The following is a 19,153-nucleotide window of genomic DNA, read 5'->3' as shown; positions in this document are numbered from 1 at the left end:
AGCGTCAATGACTTTTCGGGTGACCGTATACCTATGCAGTCTCCGTGTGGGCCGTCAGCGCGCCATCTCCTCCTTGAGGGCCGCCACGAACCCGTCCACGTCCTCCTCGGTGGTGTCGTAGGAGCACATCCAGCGGACGTCACCGGCGGCCTCGTCCCAGAAGTAGAAGCGGAAGCGCTTCTGGAGGCGTTCGCTGACGTCGTGCGGGAGGCGGGCGAAGACGGCGTTGGCCTGCACCGGGTGGAGGATCTCCACCCCGTGGACGGCGCGGACGCCCTCGGCGAGCCGCTGGGCCATCTCGTTGGAGTGCCGGGCGTTGCGCAGCCAGAGGTCCTTCGCCAGCAGGGCCTCCAACTGCGCCGACACGAAGCGCATCTTGGAGGCGAGCTGCATGGACAGCTTGCGCAGGTGCTTCATGTGGCGGACGGCGTCCTGGTTGATGACGACGACGGCCTCGCCGAACATCGCGCCGTTCTTGGTGCCGCCCAGGGAGAGCAGGTCGACGCCGGCCGCGTTGGTGAACGTCCGCATCGGCACGTTCAGGGAGGCGGCGGCGTTGGCTATCCGGGAGCCGTCCAGGTGCACCTTCATCCCGTGCGCGTGGGCGTGCTCGCAGATCGCGCGGATCTCCTCGGGCGTGTAGAGGGTGCCGAGTTCGGTGCTCTGGGTGATCGAGACGACCTGCGGCATGGCACGGTGCTCGTCGTCCCAGCCGTACGCCTGCCGGTCGATCAGCTCGGGGGTGAGCTTGCCGTCGGGTGTGGGGACGGTGAGCAGTTTCAGCCCGCCGATCCGTTCGGGCGCCCCGCACTCGTCGACGTGGATGTGCGCGCTCTCGGCGCAGATCACCGCGCCCCAGCGGTCGGTGACCGCCTGGAGCGCGACGACGTTGGCGCCGGTGCCGTTGAAGACCGGGAACGCCTCTGCGGTGGCGCCGAAGTGGCTGCGGACGATCCGCTGGAGGTTCTCGGTGTACTCGTCCTCGCCGTACGCGACCTGGTGCCCGCCGTTGGCCAGGGCCAGGGCGGCGAGCACCTCGGGGTGGACCCCCGCGTAGTTGTCGCTGGCGAAACCGCGGATCTCCGGGTCGTGATGGCGTCGGGCGTCGGTCTTCGGAGGGTTCACGGCTTGTCGGTCAGCCACAGACGGTTTCCGTTCACTTCGGCGGCGGACTTCTCCCAGACTCCTGCGATGGCCTCGGCCAGATCCTTGACGTCGGTGAAGCCCGCGAACTTCGCGTTGGGGCGGTCGGCGCGCATCGCGTCGTGCACCAACGCCTTCACCACCAGGATGGCAGCCGCGGAGGTCGGCCCGTCCGGGCCGCCCGCCTTGCGGAAGTAGTCGGCGGTGGCGAGCGTCCACGCCTCGGCGGCGGCCTTGGCGGCGGCGTACGCGGCGTTGCCCGCGGTGGGCTTGCTGGCGCCGGCCGCGCTGATCAGGACGTACCGGCCGCGCTCGCTGCGCTGCAGGGCCTCGTGGAAGGCGAGGGACGTGTGCTGCACGGTGCGGATCAGCAGCATCTCCAGGAAGTCCCAGTCGTCGAGGCTGGTCCTGGTGAAGGTCTCGCTGCCGCGCCAGCCGCCGACGAGGTGGACGAGGCCGTCGACCCGGCCGAAGTCCTTCTCGATGCGGGTGGCCCAGTCCCGGGTCGACTGGAGGTCCAGCAGATCGACCGTGTCGCCGACGACGGTCGCGCCGCCGTGCGCGTACCGGGCCGCGTCGACGGCCTCGGAGAGCCGCTCGGGGTCGTTGTCGGAGCCGACGACGATCGCTCCCGCGTCGGCCAGCCGCAGCAGGGCCGCCCGGCCGGCGGGTCCGCCCGCGCCGGCCACCGCGATCACCGCGCCACTCAGTGCACCGTTGCCGTTCTGCATGGTCTCCGCCTCCTGAGCAGCGACTGGAACGTCCGCGAACCGGGCGCTCACGCGGCGGCCCGCTCGGCGTCCGCCGCGGTGATGCCCTTGGTGGAGGCGATCACGGTCTTCAGCTTCTTGGCGAGCGCCTCATAGAACATGCTGAGCGGAAACTCGTCCGGAAGCACGTCGTCGACGAGTTTCCGCGGCGGCTGCGTCAGATCCAGGGCGTCCGGGCCCTTGGCCCAGCGGGAGCCGGGGTGCGGGGCGAGATAGGTCGCGACCAGCTCGTATCCGGCGAACCAGTGGACGAGCTTGGGGCGGTCGATGCCGTCGCGGTAGAGCTGCTCGATGTCGGCGCAGAGCTGGTTGGTGACCTGCGGGGCGCGCTGCCAGTCGATGTACAGCTTGTTGTCGGTCCAGCGGACGACGTCGTGCTTGTGCAGGTAGGCGAAGAGGAGCTGCCCGCCGAGGCCGTCGTAGTTGCGTACGCGCTCGCCGGTGACCGGGAAGCGGAACATGCGGTCGAAGAGCACGGCGTACTGCACGTCACGGGCCTGCGGGACGCCGTCGGCCTCCAGTTTCACGGCCTCCTTGAAGGCGGTGAGGTCGCAGCGCAGCTCTTCGAGGCCGTACATCCAGAACGGCTGACGCTGCTTGATCATGAAGGGGTCGAAGGGCAGGTCGCCGTGGCTGTGGGTGCGGTCGTGGACCATGTCCCACAGGACGAAGGCCTCCTCGCAGCGCTTCTGGTCGTGGACCATCGCTGCGACGTCCTCGGGCAGTTCGAGGCCGAGGATGTCGACGGCGGCGTCGGTGACGCGGCGGAAGCGGGCGGCCTCGCGGTCGCAGAAGATGCCGCCCCAGGAGAAGCGGGCCGGGGCCTCGCGCACGGCGATGGTCTCCGGGAAGAGGACGGCCGAGTTGGTGTCGTAGCCGGCGGTGAAGTCCTCGAAGGTGATGCCGCAGAACAGCGGGTTGTCGTAGCGGGTGCGCTCCAGCTCGGCCAGCCAGTCGGGCCAGACCATGCGCAGCACGACCGCTTCGAGGTTGCGGTCGGGGTTGCCGTTCTGCGTGTACATCGGGAAGACGACCAGGTGCTGGAGACCGTCCGCGCGGCTCGCGGCGGGCTGGAAGGCCAGCAGCGAGTCGAGGAAGTCGGGCACCTGGAAGCCGTCGTCGGCCCAGCGCCGCAGGTCCTCGACGAGCGCCTCGTGGTAGGCGGCGTCGTGCGGCAGCAGCGGCGACAGCGCCCGGACGGCACCGATGACGTCCCGCACGGCCAGCCCGGCGTCCGCCGGATCGGGCGTGTGCTCGGCGTCGAAGTCGATCGAACCGTCCTTGGACTGCCATGGCCGGATCCGCTCCACGGCATCCTTGAGTACGGGCCAGGCCGGATGGTCCACCACCCGATCGACCGGAGGAACGCCGCCCTCCACACCCATACGCACAAGAATTTCCGTCATGACCCATCCTCCACGGGATAAACTTTCGTAAGGACACCGTACGTAGCGAGGCTTCCCCACCGCAAGACCGATCTTGAGCGATCCAGCCGGAAATCTTCCCGCCACCCTCCCTACCTAACCGCTGAATCTCCTGCCACACGCGTCATGAATCACAGTTTGTGCGTCATGCTCCCCGCACGGAGGTCACCGGGGTCAACGCGCGCCGGACTCGCCCACTCAGGGATGACCCGATCGGCGCCGGGCAGGTGCGGAAACGGTCCTGTTCTGCGACGTGGCACGGCGTGGGACGCCATGACACGACCCGAAAGGGCCCGTGCACATACGGATGCATCGCACGGCGGGAGGACTACGCTGCGCCCCAGCCGCGTGCCGCCCCTCCCCCGGTCACGCGGGCCGAGCCGCCGTCGACGGAAGCGAGTCAACCTTGAACTTCCTCACCATCGGTCACCGCGGTGTCATGGGTGTCGAACCCGAGAACACCCTCCGTTCCTTCGTGGCCGCCGATCGCGCGGGCCTCGACGTCATCGAACTCGATCTGCATCTGAGCAAGGACGGCGCGCTCGTCGTCATGCACGACGCGGACGTGGACCGGACGACGGACGGCACGGGCCCGATCGCCGACAAGACCCTCGCCGAACTGCGCGCCCTGGACGCGGGCCGCGGCGAGCGGGTGCCCACCTTCGAGGAGGTCCTGGACGCGGTACGGGCACCGCTCCAGGCCGAGATCAAGGACACGGCGGCGGCCCGCGCCCTCGCCGAGGTCCTGCACCGGCGCGACCTGGTGGGCCGGGTCGAGGTGCTGTCCTTCCACGACGAGGCGGTCGCCGAGATCGCCCGGCTCGTGCCCGGCGTACGCACCGCGCTGGTCGCCAGCCGCTACGGCCCCGACGTCGTGGACCGGGCGGTGGCGGTGGGCGCCGCCACCCTCGTGCTGAACATCCGGCGGCTGACCCTGGAGGTCGTCGAGAAGGCCCGCAAGGCGAACCTGCGGATCATCGGCTGGGTGGTCAACACCCAGGACCATCTGCGCCTGGTCCGCGCGCTCCAGCTGGACGGCGCGACGACCGACTACCCGGACATCAAACGCACGGGCCGCTTCACGGCCTGACGCTCACCGAAGCTCCTTGACCAGCAGCTCGAACCGCAGGTCGTCACGGAGCGGGATGCCGAAGCGCTCGTCGCCGTACGGGAACGGGGTCGTCCGTCCCGTACGGCGGTAGCCGCGCCGCTCGTACCAGGCGATCAGGTCGTCCCGTACGGAGATCACGGTCATGTGCATCTCCTCGGCACCCCAGGCCTCGCGCACGATCCGCTCGGCCTCGGCGATGATCACCTTGCCGAGGCCGCCGCCCTGGAGGGCCGGGCTCACCGCGAACATCCCGAAGTAGGCGTGCTCACCACGGTGTTCGAGCTGGCAGCAGGCGACGACGGTGCCGTCCCGCTCGACGGTGAGCAGCCGGCTGTCGGGCGACTTGATGACCTCCAGGACCCCCTCGGGGTCGGTCCGCTGACCGTCGAGGATGTCCGCCTCCGTGGTCCACCCGACCCGGCTGGAGTCCCCGCGATACGCCGACTCGATCAGTGCGACGAGGGCGTCCACGTCGGCATCGGTGGCATCACGGAAGGTCAGGCCGGTGGCGGTGTCCATGGGCTGCTCCTGGCAGATGTCTGCGGGGCTCGAACACGGAAGAGGGTATCGGCAGCCGCGGCCCGACAGGGGCGCGGGGAACCGGGCGAGAAGCCCCACCCGCCCGCCCCCGAAGGCACGGCCCCAGCGCCTACGCTCGACACATGATCCACGTACTGAGCAGCCGCACCCTCCTGCGCCCCACCGACCCCGAACGTTCCCGCGCCTTCTACGGCGAGCAGCTCGGCCTTCCCGTCCACCGGGAGTTCGGTACGGGGGACCACCGCGGCGTCGTGTACTTCCTCGGCGGCGGTTTCCTGGAGGTCGCGGGCCGCTCGGAGATCCCGCCGTCGCCCGCGCTGAAGCTGTGGCTGCAGGTCGCGGACGTGACGGCGGCGCACGAGGAGCTGCTGGCCGCCGGGGTGGAGGTGCGGCGGCCGCCGGTGAAGGAGCCGTGGGGCCTGATCGAGATGTGGATCGCCGACCCGGACGGCACGGAGATCGTGCTGGTGGAGATCCCGGCGGACCATCCACTGCGCTACCGGCCCGGGATCTGACGCGCGTGCGGGGCTGCCCGGAGAGGTGAGGTGCGGTGAGGTGCGTGCCCTCGCCGGGCGGCATCCGCGATCCGCGCCGCACGGCCCGCCAGGTCCTGTGGGCCTAGGCGCGCGGCAGATTCAGGCGGCCCTCCAGCTGGATCAGCAACTCGCCCAGCAGGACGGCGAGTTCGCGGCGGTCGTCGGTGTCGACGCCGGAGAGCACGGCCTCCTCGTAGGCGAGTTGCTCCGGCATGACGCTGTCCACGAGGTCGCGGCCGGCGTCGGTGAGGCGGACGTGGGCGACGCGGCGGTCGCGGTCGTCGCCGCGTCGTTCGACCAGCTCGCGTTCGGTGAGCAGCTTGAGGCGTTTGGTGACGGCGGCGCCGGAGGCGAAGGTCTCGCGGGCGATCTCGCTCGGGGTCAGCTCATGACCGGTGCGGCGCAGGGTGCCGAGGACGTCGAACTCGGGGCGGGTGAGGCCGGCGCGGCGCAGGGGCGCGTCCTCGGCCTGTTGGAGGAGGGCGGCGCAGCGGTTGACGCGGCCGATGATCTCCATCGGCGCCGTGTCGATACCGGGGTGCACCGTCTGCCACTGGCGCACCACCTTGGAGACCGTGTCCCCCAGCGCCGCGCCGCTCCCCGCTGCCCGCCCGTTGCCTGCCGTCATGCCCGTGCGCCCTCCGATGCCTGGAACCCGTGCTGTCGTACCGTCGCCGCGAGCGTACGGTGTCCGGCCTGCTCGGCGTGGGTCGCCCACTCCGAGGGCCAGGCGCGTCGCCACCATTCGCCGCTCGCGCCGACCATGCCGAGCACCACCGCGCGCTCCCCCGCGTACACCCTTGCGCTCGTATGCGCGCCATCGGGCCCGGGCATGCCCTGACCGACTGTCCGACCTCACGCTCAGCACGGACCGATGTCGTCGAACGGGGAGGTGCGCGGTGCACGGACCGGTCGCGGCCGGCTGGCTGCTGGTCGCGCTGTGCGCGGTGACCGGGGGCTACTGCCTGCTCCGGATGCGCAGCGCCGTCGAGGAACAGCGCCTGGCCGCCGGCGGCGAGGCGCTGATGGGGTTCGGCATGGCCGCGATGGCGGTGCCCGCCGCCGCTGTGGCGCCGCCGCGCTGGGCCTGGCTCGCCTACGCGGTGGTGTTCGGCGCGACGGCGGTGCGCGCGCTGTGGTCGGCCCGTACGAGTCCGCACCATCTGCATCACCTGGTGGGTGCGCTGGCGATGGTCTACATGGCCGCGGTGATGGTCGCCTCGCCGGGCGCCGGCCACGGCGGTGCGGGCCTGCCGCCGGTGACCGGGGTGCTGCTGGTGTACTTCGCGGGCTATGTGCTGTGGGCGGGCGTCCGGCTCATGCCCGTACCGGCCGTGGTGGGCGCGCGGGCCCCGGCCGCCGGGGCGACGGGCTGGGGCGACCGGCCGGAGCTGGCGCGGGCCTGCCGGCTGTCCATGGGCATCGGGATGTTCGCCATGCTGCTGACCGTCTGAGCCATGCCGCTGATCGCCTGAGCCGTACCGCTGATGCCTGGCCGCCTGAGCCGTACCGCTGAGGCCTCGGCGGCACCGCCGGCCGCACGCCCGGCCGGCGGGTGGGGAAAGGCTCCGCGCGGCCGGCGGTGCGGAACGGCTCCGCGCCCCGGCCACGACCCGCGCGGAAGCGGTTCGTCCCGCCGTGGGCCGTAGCCGACCGTGGCCTGTGTCACTTCGCCGGTCCGGCCCGTGTCGCCGCGCACCGGCCCGCTCATAGGCTGCGCGTCATGATGGTCCCCGCGGCGTTGTTGCTGCTCGGCGCCCTGACCGCCGTCGTCGCCCCGCGACTGCTGGCCCGTGCCGACTGGCCGGACCGTGAACCGGTGGTCGCCCTGTGGGTGTGGCAGTGCGCGGTGGCGGCCGTACTGCTGTGCTGCGCGCTGTCGATGGCGCTGAGCGCGGCGGCGGCCTGGACGGCGGTGCGCGGGCGGGTGTTCGCGCCCGCGCCGGAGGGGGTCGTGGAGGCGTACGCGCTGGGCGACGGGGGCGCCTGGGCCGTGGCCACCGCCGTGGCGCTCGCGTGCGGCGGGCTGTGGACCGGGGCGATGCTGGTCCGCGAGATCGTCCGGGCCCGGCGCCAGCACCATCGGCGCCACGCCGAACTCCTCCTGCGCGCACCGCTGTTGCCCGGCGAGGAACCGGGCGGCGACCGGCTGGTGGTGGTGGAGGGCGAACGGCCGGACGCCTGGTGGCTGCCCGGTCCCGTGCCCCGACTGGTCATCACCACGGCCGCGTTGCGCCGTCTGAAGAGCCGGGAGGTGGACGCGGTGGTGGCCCATGAGCAGGGGCACGCACGGGCGCGGCACCACTGGCTGCTGCACTGTGCGGCGGCGCTCGCGGGCGGGTTTCCCCGGGTGCCGGTGTTCGCGGCGTTCCGCGACGAGATGCACCGGCTGGTCGAACTCGCCGCCGACGACATGGCCTCCCGCCGCCACGGCCACCTCACCATCGCCCTCGCGCTCGTCGGCCTCAACGAGGACCGGGGCGCGTTCGGGCCCTGTCCGGCCCCTCAGGACCATGTGCCGCAGCGGGTCCACCGGCTGCTGGCTCCCCCGGAACGCCTCACTCCGGCGCGGCGGCTGCGGCTGACCGCGTACGCCGCCCTGGTGCCGTTCGTGCCGGTGCTGGTGGCATTCGTCCCCGCTTTGCGGGCACTCGGCAGGTCGTGACATGGCAAAGAGGGGATAAAGGGCAGCCCAAGAACAACGCGCGACGCGGCGGCTTTGCTCCGGTCGCGGCGCGTGACAGTGATCTCACGCCCCGGGGTTGGCCTGATGCCCCGCGAGTCGGCAAGGATCGCAGTATGCACACCCCCACCGTCGACGCGCCGCCCCACCGGCCGCCGACCACCCGCACCGACCGTGTCGCCGCGGCCTTCGCGGTGCCCTCCGTCCTGTTGCTCGTCCTGGTCGCGCTCTCCTGGGGGCCGCTTCTGTCGCTGGACGAGAGCATCGCGGACACCACGCACAGATGGGCCGTCGACGAACCGGGCATCACCCACACGTTCCGCGTGCTGACGGACTGGGTCTGGGACCCGGTGACGATGCGTCTGCTGGCCGCGGCCGCCGCCTTCTGGCTGGTGTGGCGGCACAGGGAATGGTGGCTCGCCGTCTGGATGGCGGTCACCTGCGCGGTGGGTACGGCGGTCCAGCAGGGCCTGAAGGCGGCCGTCGGCCGGGAGCGGCCCGCGTGGCCCGACCCCGTGGACTCCGCCCACTACGCCGCGTACCCCTCGGGTCATGCCATGACGGCCACGGTCGTCCTCGGTCTGCTGGTGTGGCTCCTGCACCGGTACGGCGCCGGCCGCGTCGTCGTGCGGACGGCACTGGCGGTGGCCGTCGTCTCCGTCGTGGGTGTCGGGGTGACCCGGATCTGGCTGGGCGTGCACTGGGCGTCGGACGTGCTGGGCGGCTGGCTGCTGGGCGGTCTGGCGATCGCGCTGGCGGTGCTGACGTACGAGAAGTGGCATGCCCCGACACGTACCGACCGGGTCCCGACTCGCACTTGATCGGTCCCGAGGCTTACCTGACCGGCCCTGAGGCGTACTTCACCGGCCCCGAGGCGTACTTGACCGGGCGCGGGCCGGCGCGAAGGATCGTCGGCATGACGATCAAAGGGGTCCTGTTCGACTTCTCCGGCACGCTCTTCCGGGCGGAGTCCACGGAGTCCTGGCTCCGCGCGGCGCTGACGGGCTCCGGTCTCGTCCTGTCCGAGCCGGAGTTGCTCCGCGCGGCCGAGGCCCTGGAGCGGGCGGGCGCCCTGCCGGGCGGGGCGCCCCCGGCGGAGCCGCCGACGGGTGGGCTGGCTGAACTGTGGGCGGTGCGGGACCGGAGCGCCGAGCAGCACCGGGCCGCGTTCACGGGCCTCTCCCGCCGGGTGGCACTCCCCGACCCCGCGCTCCACGACACGCTGTACGACCGCCATATGACGCCGGCGGCCTGGAGCCCCTACCCGGACGCCCTGGAGGTCCTCGCCGCGCTGCGCGACCGCGGGGTGGCCGTCGGGGTGGTGAGCAACATCGGCTGGGATCTACGGCCGGTGTTCCGCGCCCACGGCCTCGACCCGTACGTCGGCGCGTATGCGCTGTCGTACGAGCACGGCGTCCAGAAGCCTGACCCGCGTCTGTTCGCCCTCGCCTGCGAGGCGCTCGGGGTCGACGCGCGGGACGTCCTGATGGTCGGCGACGACCGGCGGGCCGACGGCGGTGCGGCGGCTCTGGGGTGCGCGGTGCACTTCGTCGACCCTCTGCCCGCCGCCGCGCGGCCGGAGGGGCTGCGGCCCGTGCTGAATCTGGTGGGCTGAGGTCCCGTCGACTCCGGTGTCCCGAGGTGGGCCGGTGCCCGAGTGCCGTTCGCCGACCGGCTGTTCGGCTCCGCTGGACGTCCGTCCCGGACCGTCCCCCGTGCGGCCCGGGACGAACAACGGCCGGGCGGGAGCACGTAGGGTCGCCGCCCGGAAGCGCTGAGTATAGTTGGCCGACCGCCGGTCGACGCGGAAGTTACAGGATGTCCTCGCGCGGCCCCTCGGTCAATGAAGAGCGCCGGAGACGGGTGTCCCGCCGGTCCCCGAAGGGCCCGGCGGGACGGGCGACAGGGGTCTGTCGCGGTTGTTCCGTCAGCGGGGTCAGCGGGATCCGCTACCAGCTGAAGTAGTCCGGCTGCGTCTGCACGTTGAGCTCGCGCTGGTGGATCCACTTGGCCGGATCCGTCCGACGGTCGTTGATCTTCAGGACGTCGAAGCCCTTCACCATGTCGTTCGAGTAGATGTAGCCGTTGTAGTAGTACGCCGACCACGTGCCGCCGCCGACGAGGGTGTCGGTGGAGATCGGACCACGCTCGAAGTAGGCGATCTCCTTGGGCTTCGAGGAGTTGGTGAAGTCCCAGACGGAGACGCCGCCCTGGTACCAGGCCTGGACCATGATGTCCTTGCCCCAGACCGGGATCAGCGAGCCGTTGTGGGCGACGCAGTTCTCGGTGTCCGCCTGGTGGCGGGGGATCTTGTAGTAGCTCTTGAAGACGAGCTTGCGCTGGTCGCCCTTGCCGACGATGTCGTAGATGCCGTCGGCACCCCGGTCCGGGCCGATCGCCTCGTTGCAGGTGGCCGCGCCGCCGCCGCCCAACTCATCGGTGAAGACGACCTTGTTGGCCTTCTGGTTGAAGGTGGCCGAGTGCCAGAACGCGAAGTTCACGTTGTCCTGGACCTGGTCGATGACCTTCGGGTTCTCCGGGTCCTTGATGGAGAACAGGATGCCGTCGCCCATGCACGCGCCGGCGGCCAGGTCCTTCGACGGCAGCACCGTGATGTCGTGGCAGCCGGTGGTCTTGGAGACACCGGGGTTCGTGGGCGAACCCGGGTTGCCGCCACCGTCCGCGCCCTCACCGGGGAAGAGCACCGGGAAGCCCACCACGGCCGCCTTCTCCGGGGACTTGCGCGGCACCTTGATGATCGAGATGCCGTCGTGCGGAGGCTGGCAGTCGGGGAACGCGGCGTTCGGCGAGTACGAGGAGACGTAGACGTAGATGTTCCTGCGCTCGGGCACCAGCGTGTGGGTGTGCGAGCCACAGGCCGTCTCGACGGCGGCGACGTACTTCGGGTGCGCCTTGTCGCTGATGTCGAAGATCTTCACACCCTCCCACGACGACTTCTCGCTCGCGGGCTGCGTGGTGCTGTTGCAGGAGTTGTCGCTGCGCGAGGAGTCCGTGGACAGGAAGAGCAGGTCACCGGAGACGGAGATGTCGTTCTGCGAGCCCGGGCAGAGCACCTGGGCGACCGTCTTGGGGGCCTTGGGGTTGCTGATGTCGAAGACGCGGAAGCCGTCGTAGTTGCCGGCGTAGGCGTACTTGCCCTGGAAGGCGAGGTCCGAGTTGGTGCCGGCCAGCGCGTCCTTCGGGATGTTGGTCACGTGCTGGATGTTGTCGGAGTGGACGATCTCGTCCTTGCCGGGTATCTCGCCGGCGGCGATCGCCGCGCGCGCCTCGGCGGCGTCGCTCTTGGAGACCTTCTCCCGAGTGGGGGGCGAGTCCCCGGGGTCGGGGATCGCGGCCGCCGGCCCGGCCGTGAGCAGTGCGGCCAGGAGTCCGGCCGCGGTCGCGGCGACACCCAGACGTCTGCGCCGCGTCCTCAGGTTGTTCAACAGGGTCACTGTGTCCTCCCGTATGGCCGTTCGCAGGTGAACGGTTCGTGCACCTCCGAAGTATCGTCTTCATCATGCACAGATCAACAGACGGCAATGTACTTGTAACGAACAAATTTGATCACCAGCTCGTGAAAGCGTGTTAGGAACGTTCGTCAACACTCACGAGGTGTACGCCCGTTGCTGTGTCCCAGGAGGTCACTGTGCTCGTTCGCCGCATGTCCCGCGCGCCGCTGGTCACGGCCTCGCTGACGGCCGTTCTGCTGGCACTCGCGGGCTGCGACTCGGGGTCGGAGGCGGCCCCCGACGGCGGCTCCGCCAAGTCGAGCGGCCCCGCGGTGATCGCCCCCGGAAAACCCGGTGAGGCGGCTCAAACCCTCTCGCCGGAAGAAGTCGCGAAACAGCGGGCGGAGGACGACACTCCGAATTCGGCGGACTTCGACTACGCGCGCATGATGATCCAGCATCACACCCAGGCCCTGGAGATGACCGAACTCGCCCCCGACCGGGCGAAGTCCACCCAGCTGAAGCGGATCGCCGAGCGCATCTCGGCCGCCCAGAAACCCGAGATCGCGGCCATGGAGGGCTGGCTGAAGGTCAACGACGGTGACGGGCGGGAGACTTCGCACGACCACGGGTCGATGCCCGGCATGGCGACCGAGGCCCAGCTGAAGGAACTCGGCGCGCTCGACGGGGAGAAGTTCGACCAGCTCTTCCTGAAGCTGATGATCACCCATCACGAGGGAGCGATCACCATGGCCACGGATGTGAAGGCGCAGGGCAACAACATCCTGATCGAGGAGATGGCCGACGACGTGATCGCCCAGCAGGCGACGGAAATCAGCCGCATGCGCGACCTGACGAAGTAGCCGGCCGGCCCCCCGGGCTCAGCGCCGGGCGTGGCGGGGGCCGAGCAGGCCCTCGTCGCGCGCCCCGGCGATCAGCCGGAGCGACTTGCGGCGGCTGTGCCCGGTCGCGCACATCACGGCGAGGACCGGGTCGTAGCCGGACCGCTGCGCCGCGAGGTACTCCTCGGCCACCAGTCGCCGCCCCTCCACCCCGCGCGGCCAGGCGGGTCTGGCCCGGCGCCCGGGCCCGTACGGGGCCTCCGGCAGCTCCTCGTCGAGGTGCTCGGGGAGGGTGCCGCACGCCTCGAACAGCGGTCCCTCGATCCAGTCGGCCAGCTCCGCCAGGTCGTCCAGGGACAGTGGCGGCTGGGCGCGGACGTCCTCCAGGGACAGCCGGCCCTCGCAGACCACGGCGAGCACCTCGACCGCGGCGCCGTCCGGGAAGGCCAGCTTCGCGTTGAACCAGGCCGTGGCGCCGTCGTGCTCCTGTACCTCCCATGCGGGCCGCACGGTCACCGTGCCGTCCTGCCAGTGGCGATCAGAAAGATTAAGAAAGGATGCTTCCAGCACATACGCAACGTAAGCGCATGATCACATTCACTGCGTACAGCCACGCATACCGGGGGCGCACGGCACCCCGACGGCGCAGCAGCCGCTCCCCCGCCTCCGCGCCCCTCCCCCGGCGGGCCCCGCGGTGCGATCCTTGAGGCATCAGCGATCTCCTCGCGTAAGGAGTCCGCCGTGCTGCGTGTCGCCGTCGTCGGTTCGGGGCCGAGCGGGTGCTACACCGCCCAGAGCCTCGTCCAGCAGGACCCGGACGTGCTCGTCGACGTGCTGGACCGGCTGCCGTGCCCGTACGGGCTGGTGCGCTACGGGGTGGCGCCGGACCACGAGAAGATCAAGTCGCTGCAGAACACCCTGCGGGCCGTGCTGGAGCACGAGCGGGTGCGGTTCCTCGGCGGCGTCCGGGTGGGCCCCGACGGGGTGCCCGCCGCCCGGCTGCGGGAGCTGTACCACGCGGTCGTGTACTGCGTGGGCGCCGCCACCGACCGCCGGCTCGGAATCCCGGGCGAGGAACTGCGCGGCAGCTGGTCGGCGACCGAGTTCGTCTCCTGGTACAGCGCGCACCCGGACGCGGTCGCCGACGGCTTCGTCCTCGGGGCGCGGACCGCCGTGGTCATCGGTGTCGGCAACGTCGCGGTGGACGTCACCCGGATGCTCGCGCGCGGTGCGACCGAGCTGAGCCCCACCGACATGCCGCAGGCCGCCCTCACCTCCCTCGCCGCCAGCGAGGTCACCCGCGTCCACATGGTGGGCCGCCGGGGCCCCTCCCAGGCCCGCTTCACCACCAAGGAGCTGCGCGAGCTGGGCACCCTCCCGGACACACGAGTGACCGTGAATCCGGCCGAGTTGGAACTCGACCCGGCCTATGTCGACCCGTCGTCCCTCCCAGCCGCGCAGCGCCGCAACGTGGAGGTCCTGCGCGGCTGGGCCACCGCGCCCGCCCCGTCCGGCCGCCACCGCATCCGGCTGCGCTTCTTCCTCCGCCCCGTCGAACTCCTCGCCGACGGCGACCGGGTCTGCGGCGTACGCCTGGAGCGCACGGAGCCCGACGGCCACGGCGGTCTGACGGGCACCGGTCGCTTCGAGGAGATCGAGGCCCAGCTGGTCCTCCGCTCGGTCGGCTACCGGGGCGTCCCCCTCGACGGCCTCCCCTTCGACCCGGCCCACGGCACGGTCCCGCACACCGCCGGGCGCGTCCTGCGCGAAGGCGTCCCCTCCCCGGGCGAGTACGTGGCCGGCTGGATCAAGCGCGGCCCGACCGGAGTGATCGGCAGCAACCGCCCCTGCGCGAAGGAGACGGCGACGTCCCTGCTGGAGGACGCGTCGGAGCTCGCGGGCAGGGAGGTGCCGGACGATCCGGTGGCGGCACTGCGAGCGGCGGGCTGCGACCCGGTCGACTGGTCGGGCTGGCAGGCCATCGAGAGGGCCGAGGCGACCTTGGGGGCCGCACTGGGCAGGGGTGTGGTCAAACTCCCCGACTGGGAGTCACTCATGACCGCCGCGCGGAGCGACGCGCCCCTTCAGGGGCGTGGGGAACCGCGCGATCAACCCCCACCGACCCGCGCCATGAACGCGAACAGGCAACACATCTGAAATCAACAAACTGTTCAAGTCCCCTAGGGTCTCGCCCATGGCATCCACCACCCCGACCCACCCCGTGGACGACGTACCCCCCACCCGCCACCTCCTCGCCTTCGGCCTCCAACATGTCCTCGCCATGTACGCGGGCGCGGTGGCCGTGCCCCTCATCGTCGGCGGCGCCCTGCGTCTGCCACCCGCCGACCTGGCCTATCTGATCACCGCCGACCTCCTCGTGTGCGGCATCGCGACGCTCATCCAGTGCGTCGGCGTATGGCGCTTCGGCGTCCGGCTGCCGATCATGCAGGGCTGCACCTTCGCGGCCGTCTCCCCCATGGTGCTGATCGGGACGGAGGGCGGCGGACTCCCCGCCATCTACGGCTCGGTGATAGTGGCCGGCCTGGCGATCATGCTGCTGGCACCGGTGTTCGGAAGGCTCCTCCGCTTCTTCCCGCCGCTCGTCACCGGCACCGTCATCCTGATCATCGGCCTCTCCCTCCTCCCCGTGGCCGGCAACTGGGCGGCCGGCGGTGTGGGCGCGAAGGACTTCGGCGAGCCGAGGAACCTGGCGCTCGCGGTGTTCGTCCTGCTCGTGGTGCTGGGTGTGCAGCGGTTCGCCCCGGTGTTCCTGAGCCGGATCGCCGTACTGATCGGCATCGTCGTGGGCCTCGCGGTCGCGGTGCCGCTCGGTTTCACGGACTTCGGCGGGGTGCGGGACGCCGACTGGCTGGGCATCAGCACACCGTTCCACTTCGGGGCGCCCACCTTCCATGTCTCCGCGATCCTGGCCATGCTGGTGGTGGCCCTGGTGACCATGACCGAGACCACCGGCGACCTGATCGCGGTCGGTGAGCTGACCGGTCGCGAGGTGGAACCCCGTTCCCTCGCCGACGGACTGCGGGCCGACGGGTTCTCCACGGTCCTCGGCGGTGTCTTCAACACCTTCCCGTACACGGCGTACGCGCAGAACGTCGGCCTGGTCGGCATGACCCGGGTGCGCAGCCGCTGGGTCGTCGCGGCGGCGGGCGGGATCCTCGTACTGCTCGGTCTGCTGCCCAAGCTCGGCGCCGTGGTCGCGGCGATTCCGGCGCCGGTGCTCGGCGGGGCGGGCCTGGTGATGTTCGGTACGGTCGCCGCCAGTGGGCTGCGCACCCTCGCCCGGGTCGAGTTCAAGGGCAACGACAACCTGACCGTCGTGGCCGTCTCGGTGGCCGTGGGCCTGCTGCCGGTCGGGGTGCCGACCGTCTACGCGAAGTTCCCGGACTGGTTCCAGACGGTGATGAACAGCGGCATCAGCGCGGGCTGCCTCACGGCGATCGTGCTGAACCTGCTCTTCAACCACCTTCCGGCGAGGTCCGGTTCGGCCGGCGCCGAACCGGACCTCGCGCCGGTCAGCTCCGCCGCAGCAGACGGGCCGGGACCGCTTCGGCCAGGATCCGGTAGCCCTCCGGGTTGAGGTGGAGCCAGTCGCCGTCGTGGAGGCCGGGCAGGAGCCGGCTCGGATCACCCGGGTCGCGGACCGCGCGGTCGAAGTCGAGGACCGCGTCGAAACGGCCGCTGGTGCGGATCCAGGTGTTGACGGCCTGCCGTGCGGCCTCACGGTGTCCGGCGGTGTCGTCGTACGGGGTGTTGCCGCCGAAGGGCAGCAGGGTCGCGCCGTACACCCGGATGCCCTGGGCGTGGGCGCGGACGACGATCTGTTCGTAGGCGGCGATGAGGTCGGCGGTGACCCGCTGCTGGGCGGTGGGGGTGGCTTCGGCCGTGCCGAGGTCGTTGACGCCCTCGAAGACGATCAACTGTTCGACGCCGCTGTGGGCCAGGATGTCGCGGTCCAGGCGGGCCAGGGCGTTGGGGCCGAGGCCGTCGTTGAGGACGCGGTTGCCACCGGCCGCCTGGTTCACGACGGCGATGTGCCGGGTGCCGGGCTGTCGCTGGAGGCGGTCGAAGAGCTGGTCGGGCCAGCGGTTGTTGCCGTTGGTGGTGGAGCCCCGGCCGTCGGTGAGCGAGTCGCCGAGGACGGCGACCGAGGTCGTGGCGGGCCGCGACAGCACCTCGACATCGCTGAGCAGATACCAGTGGTTGGTCGGGGTCGCGCCGGGGAGGTCCGGGTCCTCGGTGTGGTCGCCGTGCCGGAGGTACGAGGTGGTGCGGGAGCCGGGGTGCGAGGTGAGGGCGAGGGACGCCTGCCCGTCGGCCAGGTACGCCGTCACGGTCAGGTTGGCGCCCGGCCTCAGCGTGAAGTCCAGTGGGTCGGACACGACTTGGGCGCCCACCGGAACGGTCGTGGACTCCCTCCCGCTGAAGGTCACCGTCCGCGAGGTGCCGGGTTCGATCGCGCCGACCCCCGCCTGTCCGCCCAGCGGAAGGGCCACCCTCACGGCGGTCAGCGGCAGCGCGCCGCCGCCGAAGGCGTTGGAGAAGCGCACCCGGACGCGGTCGCCGCCGGTGGTGGCGCGCACGGTCTGCCGCAGGGTCGTGTCGACCAGTACGGCCCGCTCCCCGGTGAACGGCGCCGGGGGCATGTTGCCCGGCTCGGTGAGCTGCGGCATCGCGGACCAGGTGTTCACCCAGCGCCGGGCGGACGTCGCCGTGTCACCGGTGCCGGCCCCGTCGTCCGTCCGCCGCGGACTCCCGACCAGGGCGGCCACGGCGGACGACGCCACGACGAGGGCCAGGGCGAGGACACAGGTGGCGATCACGGTCGCGAGCGGCGTCCTGCTCGACGGCCTGGCGGGCTGTGGGCTGCTGAGCGGGTGCAAGAGCGGTGCCTTTCGCCGGAGATCGAAGGTCGGAAGTCGAAGGGCGAGGTCAGAAGTCGAAGGTCGGAGTTCGGAGATCTCGGGTCGCAGGTCGGAGCGGGGGCGAACGAGGTCCTGGCGTGCGCCGCGTCGGCGCACGCCAGGAGGTCGGCCGGGACCGGGGACCGTCGGCGCCGAAGGCCGGTCGGACGGCCCGTACGGCATGTCAACCGGTCGTGCACGCCGTCCCGTTGAGCGAGTACGCCGAGGGTGCGCCGCTGTTGCCGGAGTGGTTGGCCTGGTAGCCGATGCTGACGCTCGCGCCGGGTGCGATCGCGGCGTTGTACGAGACGTTGGTCGCCGTCACGGCGCCGCTCGCCGGGCTGTACGTGGCGCCCCAGCCGTTGGTGACGGACTGTCCGGAGGGCAGGGTGAAGCCCAGCTTCCAGCCGTTGACCGCCGTCGTACCGGTGTTGGTGATGGTCACGGACGCGGTCAGGCCGGTGCTCCAGGCGTTGGTGGTGACGGTCACCTTGCAGGGGCCGGCCGGGGGCTGGGGCGCGGGGCCGGAGCTGTTCAGGCCGAAGAAGGTGAGGACGCGTTCGCCCATGCCCCAGGCGTAGAGGTTGTGGCCGGTGCCCTGGAGGCTGATGGCCTCGACGGGGGCGCGGTCACCGGTGCCGCCGTAGCGGGTGCGGGTCCAGTTGGACTGGGGAGAGTCGGTGGCGGCCGGTGTCTGGCTGACACCGTGCACATTGGTCCACTGCTTGATCTCCTCGCCGAAGTTGGGGTAGCGCAGCACGTCGTCGGTGGTGCCGTGCCACAGCTGCATGCGGGGCCGGGCTCCGGTGTAGCCGGGGTAGGCACCGCGGACGAGGTCGCCCCAGGCCTGCGGGGTGCGGCTGATGGTGCCATTGGCGCAGTCGCTGTTCCACTCGGAGCCGTTGGTGGTGGCGAAGCAGGCGAAGGGCACCCCGGCGAAGGCGGCGCCGGCCGCGAACACGTCCGGGTAGTCGCCGAGCAGGACGTTGGTCATCATCGCGCCGGAGGAGATACCGGTGGCGAAGATACGGCTGGTGTCGGCGCCGTAGGTGCGGACGGTCCAGTCGACCATGGACTTGATGCCCACGGGGTCGCTGCCGCCGCCCCGGGTCAGCGCCTGCGGGGAGGCGACGTCGAAGCACTTGCTGCTGCGCGTGACGGACGGGTACACGACGATGAACCCGTACCGGTCGGCGAGTTGGGCGTACTCGGTGCCGTTGTACATCGCCGGTCCCGAACCGGTGCAGTAGTGCACGGCCACCACGATCGCCGGCCTGGCGGTGACGTTGTCCGGCACGTACAGGTACATCTGCAGATTGCTGGGGTTCGTGCCGAAGCCGGTGATCTCGGTGAGGGCCGCCCGGGGAGCGGCCTCGGCCTTCGCGTCCGCGGCGGCGGCCGCGGGCGCGGTCAGGAGCGTCGCCGCGAGCAACGCCACCAGCGCTCCCAGCAGCGCGACGAGCACCGGACGCAGTGGTCCGCGCGCCCGGTCGTGGGGGGTGAGGGTCACGTCGTTGTGCCTTCCTGTGACGAGTTCGGCGGAAGGAGAGAAGTCGGTTCCGGTCACCGGGAAGAGCATCGTGACATGGACATGGTGGCCATGGAAGCGCTCCCACGCGTCGAAAGAATTCGCTTCCGCCGGCCCGCCGCGACCGGTCGGCGCACGCGTCGAGCGCGGCCCAGCGCCCCCACCAGGCCCGACCCAATGTCTTTTGCGCAAAGCGTTGACT

Annotated in this window: 19 protein-coding genes; 9 read left to right on the top strand and 10 right to left on the bottom strand. The window is 71.3% G+C overall.

Annotated features, from left to right (window positions below):
- Positions 1–54: 54 nt before the first annotated feature.
- The 3 genes from ABT147_RS07185 to ABT147_RS07175 are packed head-to-tail and all read right to left on the bottom strand — an operon-like array spanning position 55 to position 3,319.
- Positions 55–1,125 (bottom strand): threonine aldolase family protein, encoded by a 1,071-nt coding sequence (locus ABT147_RS07185; protein ID WP_351403182.1) that lies wholly within the window; start codon positions 1,123–1,125, stop codon positions 55–57.
- Positions 1,122–1,874, bottom strand: a complete 753-nt coding sequence (locus tag ABT147_RS07180) for an SDR family NAD(P)-dependent oxidoreductase (RefSeq protein ID WP_351403181.1) — start codon at positions 1,872–1,874, stop codon at positions 1,122–1,124. The genes ABT147_RS07185 and ABT147_RS07180 overlap by 4 nt, the downstream gene beginning before the upstream one ends.
- A 47-nt stretch (positions 1,875–1,921) precedes the next feature.
- Positions 1,922–3,319, bottom strand: coding sequence for a DUF6421 family protein (locus ABT147_RS07175; RefSeq protein ID WP_351403180.1), 1,398 nt, complete (start codon positions 3,317–3,319; stop codon positions 1,922–1,924).
- A gap of 424 nt (positions 3,320–3,743) precedes the next feature.
- On the opposite strand from ABT147_RS07175, the gene ABT147_RS07170 reads away from it, so the two are divergent.
- Positions 3,744–4,427, top strand: a complete 684-nt coding sequence (locus tag ABT147_RS07170; RefSeq protein ID WP_351403179.1) for a glycerophosphodiester phosphodiesterase — start codon at positions 3,744–3,746, stop codon at positions 4,425–4,427.
- A 3-nt stretch (positions 4,428–4,430) separates the two neighbouring features.
- Here ABT147_RS07170 and ABT147_RS07165 read toward each other — a convergent pair whose 3' ends face one another.
- Positions 4,431–4,967 (bottom strand): GNAT family N-acetyltransferase, encoded by a 537-nt coding sequence (locus tag ABT147_RS07165; protein ID WP_351403178.1) that lies wholly within the window; start codon positions 4,965–4,967, stop codon positions 4,431–4,433.
- A gap of 143 nt (positions 4,968–5,110) precedes the next feature.
- Here ABT147_RS07165 and ABT147_RS07160 point away from each other — a divergent pair, with 143 nt between their 5' ends.
- A complete protein-coding gene (locus tag ABT147_RS07160; RefSeq protein WP_351403177.1) occupies positions 5,111–5,503 on the top strand; it encodes a VOC family protein in 393 nt (130 codons plus the stop codon).
- Positions 5,504–5,606: 103 nt separating this feature from the next.
- Here ABT147_RS07160 and ABT147_RS07155 read toward each other — a convergent pair whose 3' ends face one another.
- Both ABT147_RS07155 and ABT147_RS07150 read right to left on the bottom strand, forming a co-directional pair.
- Positions 5,607–6,152, bottom strand: a complete 546-nt coding sequence (locus ABT147_RS07155) for a MarR family winged helix-turn-helix transcriptional regulator (protein WP_351403175.1) — start codon at positions 6,150–6,152, stop codon at positions 5,607–5,609.
- Complete coding sequence (locus ABT147_RS07150; protein WP_351403342.1) at positions 6,149–6,358, bottom strand: hypothetical protein; 210 nt, start codon at positions 6,356–6,358, stop codon at positions 6,149–6,151. Before ABT147_RS07150 ends, ABT147_RS07155 begins: the two co-directional genes overlap by 4 nt.
- A 65-nt stretch (positions 6,359–6,423) precedes the next feature.
- On the opposite strand from ABT147_RS07150, the gene ABT147_RS07145 reads away from it, so the two are divergent.
- From ABT147_RS07145 to ABT147_RS07130, 4 genes are all read left to right on the top strand, one after another.
- A complete protein-coding gene (locus ABT147_RS07145; RefSeq protein WP_351403174.1) occupies positions 6,424–6,978 on the top strand; it encodes a DUF5134 domain-containing protein in 555 nt (184 codons plus the stop codon).
- A gap of 269 nt (positions 6,979–7,247) precedes the next feature.
- On the top strand, positions 7,248–8,189 hold the full coding sequence (locus tag ABT147_RS07140; RefSeq protein ID WP_351403173.1) for a M56 family metallopeptidase: 942 nt from the start codon (positions 7,248–7,250) through the stop codon (positions 8,187–8,189).
- 134 nt (positions 8,190–8,323) lie between these two features.
- Positions 8,324–9,028 (top strand): phosphatase PAP2 family protein, encoded by a 705-nt coding sequence (locus tag ABT147_RS07135; RefSeq protein WP_351403172.1) that lies wholly within the window; start codon positions 8,324–8,326, stop codon positions 9,026–9,028.
- Between the two features lie 95 nt (positions 9,029–9,123).
- Complete coding sequence (locus ABT147_RS07130; protein WP_351403171.1) at positions 9,124–9,822, top strand: HAD family hydrolase; 699 nt, start codon at positions 9,124–9,126, stop codon at positions 9,820–9,822.
- A gap of 334 nt (positions 9,823–10,156) precedes the next feature.
- Here the strand turns inward: ABT147_RS07130 and ABT147_RS07125 are convergent, their stop codons facing one another.
- Positions 10,157–11,662 carry an LVIVD repeat-containing protein gene (locus ABT147_RS07125; RefSeq protein ID WP_351403170.1) on the bottom strand — a complete coding sequence of 502 codons (1,506 nt, stop codon included), beginning with the start codon at positions 11,660–11,662 and terminating at the stop codon, positions 10,157–10,159.
- Between the two features lie 194 nt (positions 11,663–11,856).
- On the opposite strand from ABT147_RS07125, the gene ABT147_RS07120 reads away from it, so the two are divergent.
- Positions 11,857–12,522: a DUF305 domain-containing protein gene (locus ABT147_RS07120; RefSeq protein WP_351403169.1), complete on the top strand. Its 666-nt coding sequence runs from the start codon at positions 11,857–11,859 to the stop codon at positions 12,520–12,522.
- An 18-nt stretch (positions 12,523–12,540) separates the two neighbouring features.
- Here ABT147_RS07120 and ABT147_RS07115 read toward each other — a convergent pair whose 3' ends face one another.
- Positions 12,541–13,017, bottom strand: a complete 477-nt coding sequence (locus tag ABT147_RS07115; protein ID WP_351403168.1) for a DUF6214 family protein — start codon at positions 13,015–13,017, stop codon at positions 12,541–12,543.
- A 225-nt stretch (positions 13,018–13,242) separates the two neighbouring features.
- Here ABT147_RS07115 and ABT147_RS07110 point away from each other — a divergent pair, with 225 nt between their 5' ends.
- Together ABT147_RS07110 and ABT147_RS07105 are read left to right on the top strand one after the other, a co-directional pair.
- Positions 13,243–14,658, top strand: a complete 1,416-nt coding sequence (locus ABT147_RS07110) for an FAD-dependent oxidoreductase (protein WP_351403167.1) — start codon at positions 13,243–13,245, stop codon at positions 14,656–14,658.
- 37 nt (positions 14,659–14,695) lie between these two features.
- Positions 14,696–16,099 carry a nucleobase:cation symporter-2 family protein gene (locus tag ABT147_RS07105; RefSeq protein ID WP_351403166.1) on the top strand — a complete coding sequence of 468 codons (1,404 nt, stop codon included), beginning with the start codon at positions 14,696–14,698 and terminating at the stop codon, positions 16,097–16,099.
- On the opposite strand, the gene ABT147_RS07100 is transcribed toward ABT147_RS07105, so the two are convergent.
- Positions 16,035–17,342 carry an SGNH/GDSL hydrolase family protein gene (locus ABT147_RS07100; RefSeq protein WP_351403165.1) on the bottom strand — a complete coding sequence of 436 codons (1,308 nt, stop codon included), beginning with the start codon at positions 17,340–17,342 and terminating at the stop codon, positions 16,035–16,037. The two genes, ABT147_RS07105 and ABT147_RS07100, sit on opposite strands and share 65 nt — an antisense overlap.
- Before the next feature lie 265 nt (positions 17,343–17,607).
- Positions 17,608–18,933, bottom strand: coding sequence for an extracellular catalytic domain type 1 short-chain-length polyhydroxyalkanoate depolymerase (locus tag ABT147_RS07095; RefSeq protein WP_351403329.1), 1,326 nt, complete (start codon positions 18,931–18,933; stop codon positions 17,608–17,610).
- Between the last annotated feature and the right edge of the window lie 220 nt (positions 18,934–19,153).

The organism is Streptomyces sp. NPDC001868, assembly GCF_040297125.1.
Classification (GTDB): Bacteria; Actinomycetota; Actinomycetes; order Streptomycetales; family Streptomycetaceae; genus Streptomyces.
This window is presented reverse-complemented; position numbering and strand designations above follow the sequence as displayed.

Excerpts from the sequence above, each read along its gene's own strand:
- ABT147_RS07180 (WP_351403181.1), bottom strand. The coding sequence starts at position 1,874 with ATGCAGAACGGCAACGGTGCACTGAGTGGCGCGGTGATCGCGGTGGCC.
- ABT147_RS07175 (WP_351403180.1), bottom strand. The coding sequence starts at position 3,319 with ATGACGGAAATTCTTGTGCGTATGGGTGTGGAGGGCGGCGTTCCTCCG.
- ABT147_RS07165 (WP_351403178.1), bottom strand. The coding sequence starts at position 4,967 with ATGGACACCGCCACCGGCCTGACCTTCCGTGATGCCACCGATGCCGAC.
- ABT147_RS07160 (WP_351403177.1), top strand. The coding sequence starts at position 5,111 with ATGATCCACGTACTGAGCAGCCGCACCCTCCTGCGCCCCACCGACCCC.
- ABT147_RS07155 (WP_351403175.1), bottom strand. The coding sequence starts at position 6,152 with ATGACGGCAGGCAACGGGCGGGCAGCGGGGAGCGGCGCGGCGCTGGGG.
- ABT147_RS07150 (WP_351403342.1), bottom strand. The coding sequence starts at position 6,358 with ATGCCCGGGCCCGATGGCGCGCATACGAGCGCAAGGGTGTACGCGGGG.
- ABT147_RS07140 (WP_351403173.1), top strand. The coding sequence starts at position 7,248 with ATGATGGTCCCCGCGGCGTTGTTGCTGCTCGGCGCCCTGACCGCCGTC.
- ABT147_RS07135 (WP_351403172.1), top strand. The coding sequence starts at position 8,324 with ATGCACACCCCCACCGTCGACGCGCCGCCCCACCGGCCGCCGACCACC.
- ABT147_RS07130 (WP_351403171.1), top strand. The coding sequence starts at position 9,124 with ATGACGATCAAAGGGGTCCTGTTCGACTTCTCCGGCACGCTCTTCCGG.
- ABT147_RS07105 (WP_351403166.1), top strand. The coding sequence starts at position 14,696 with ATGGCATCCACCACCCCGACCCACCCCGTGGACGACGTACCCCCCACC.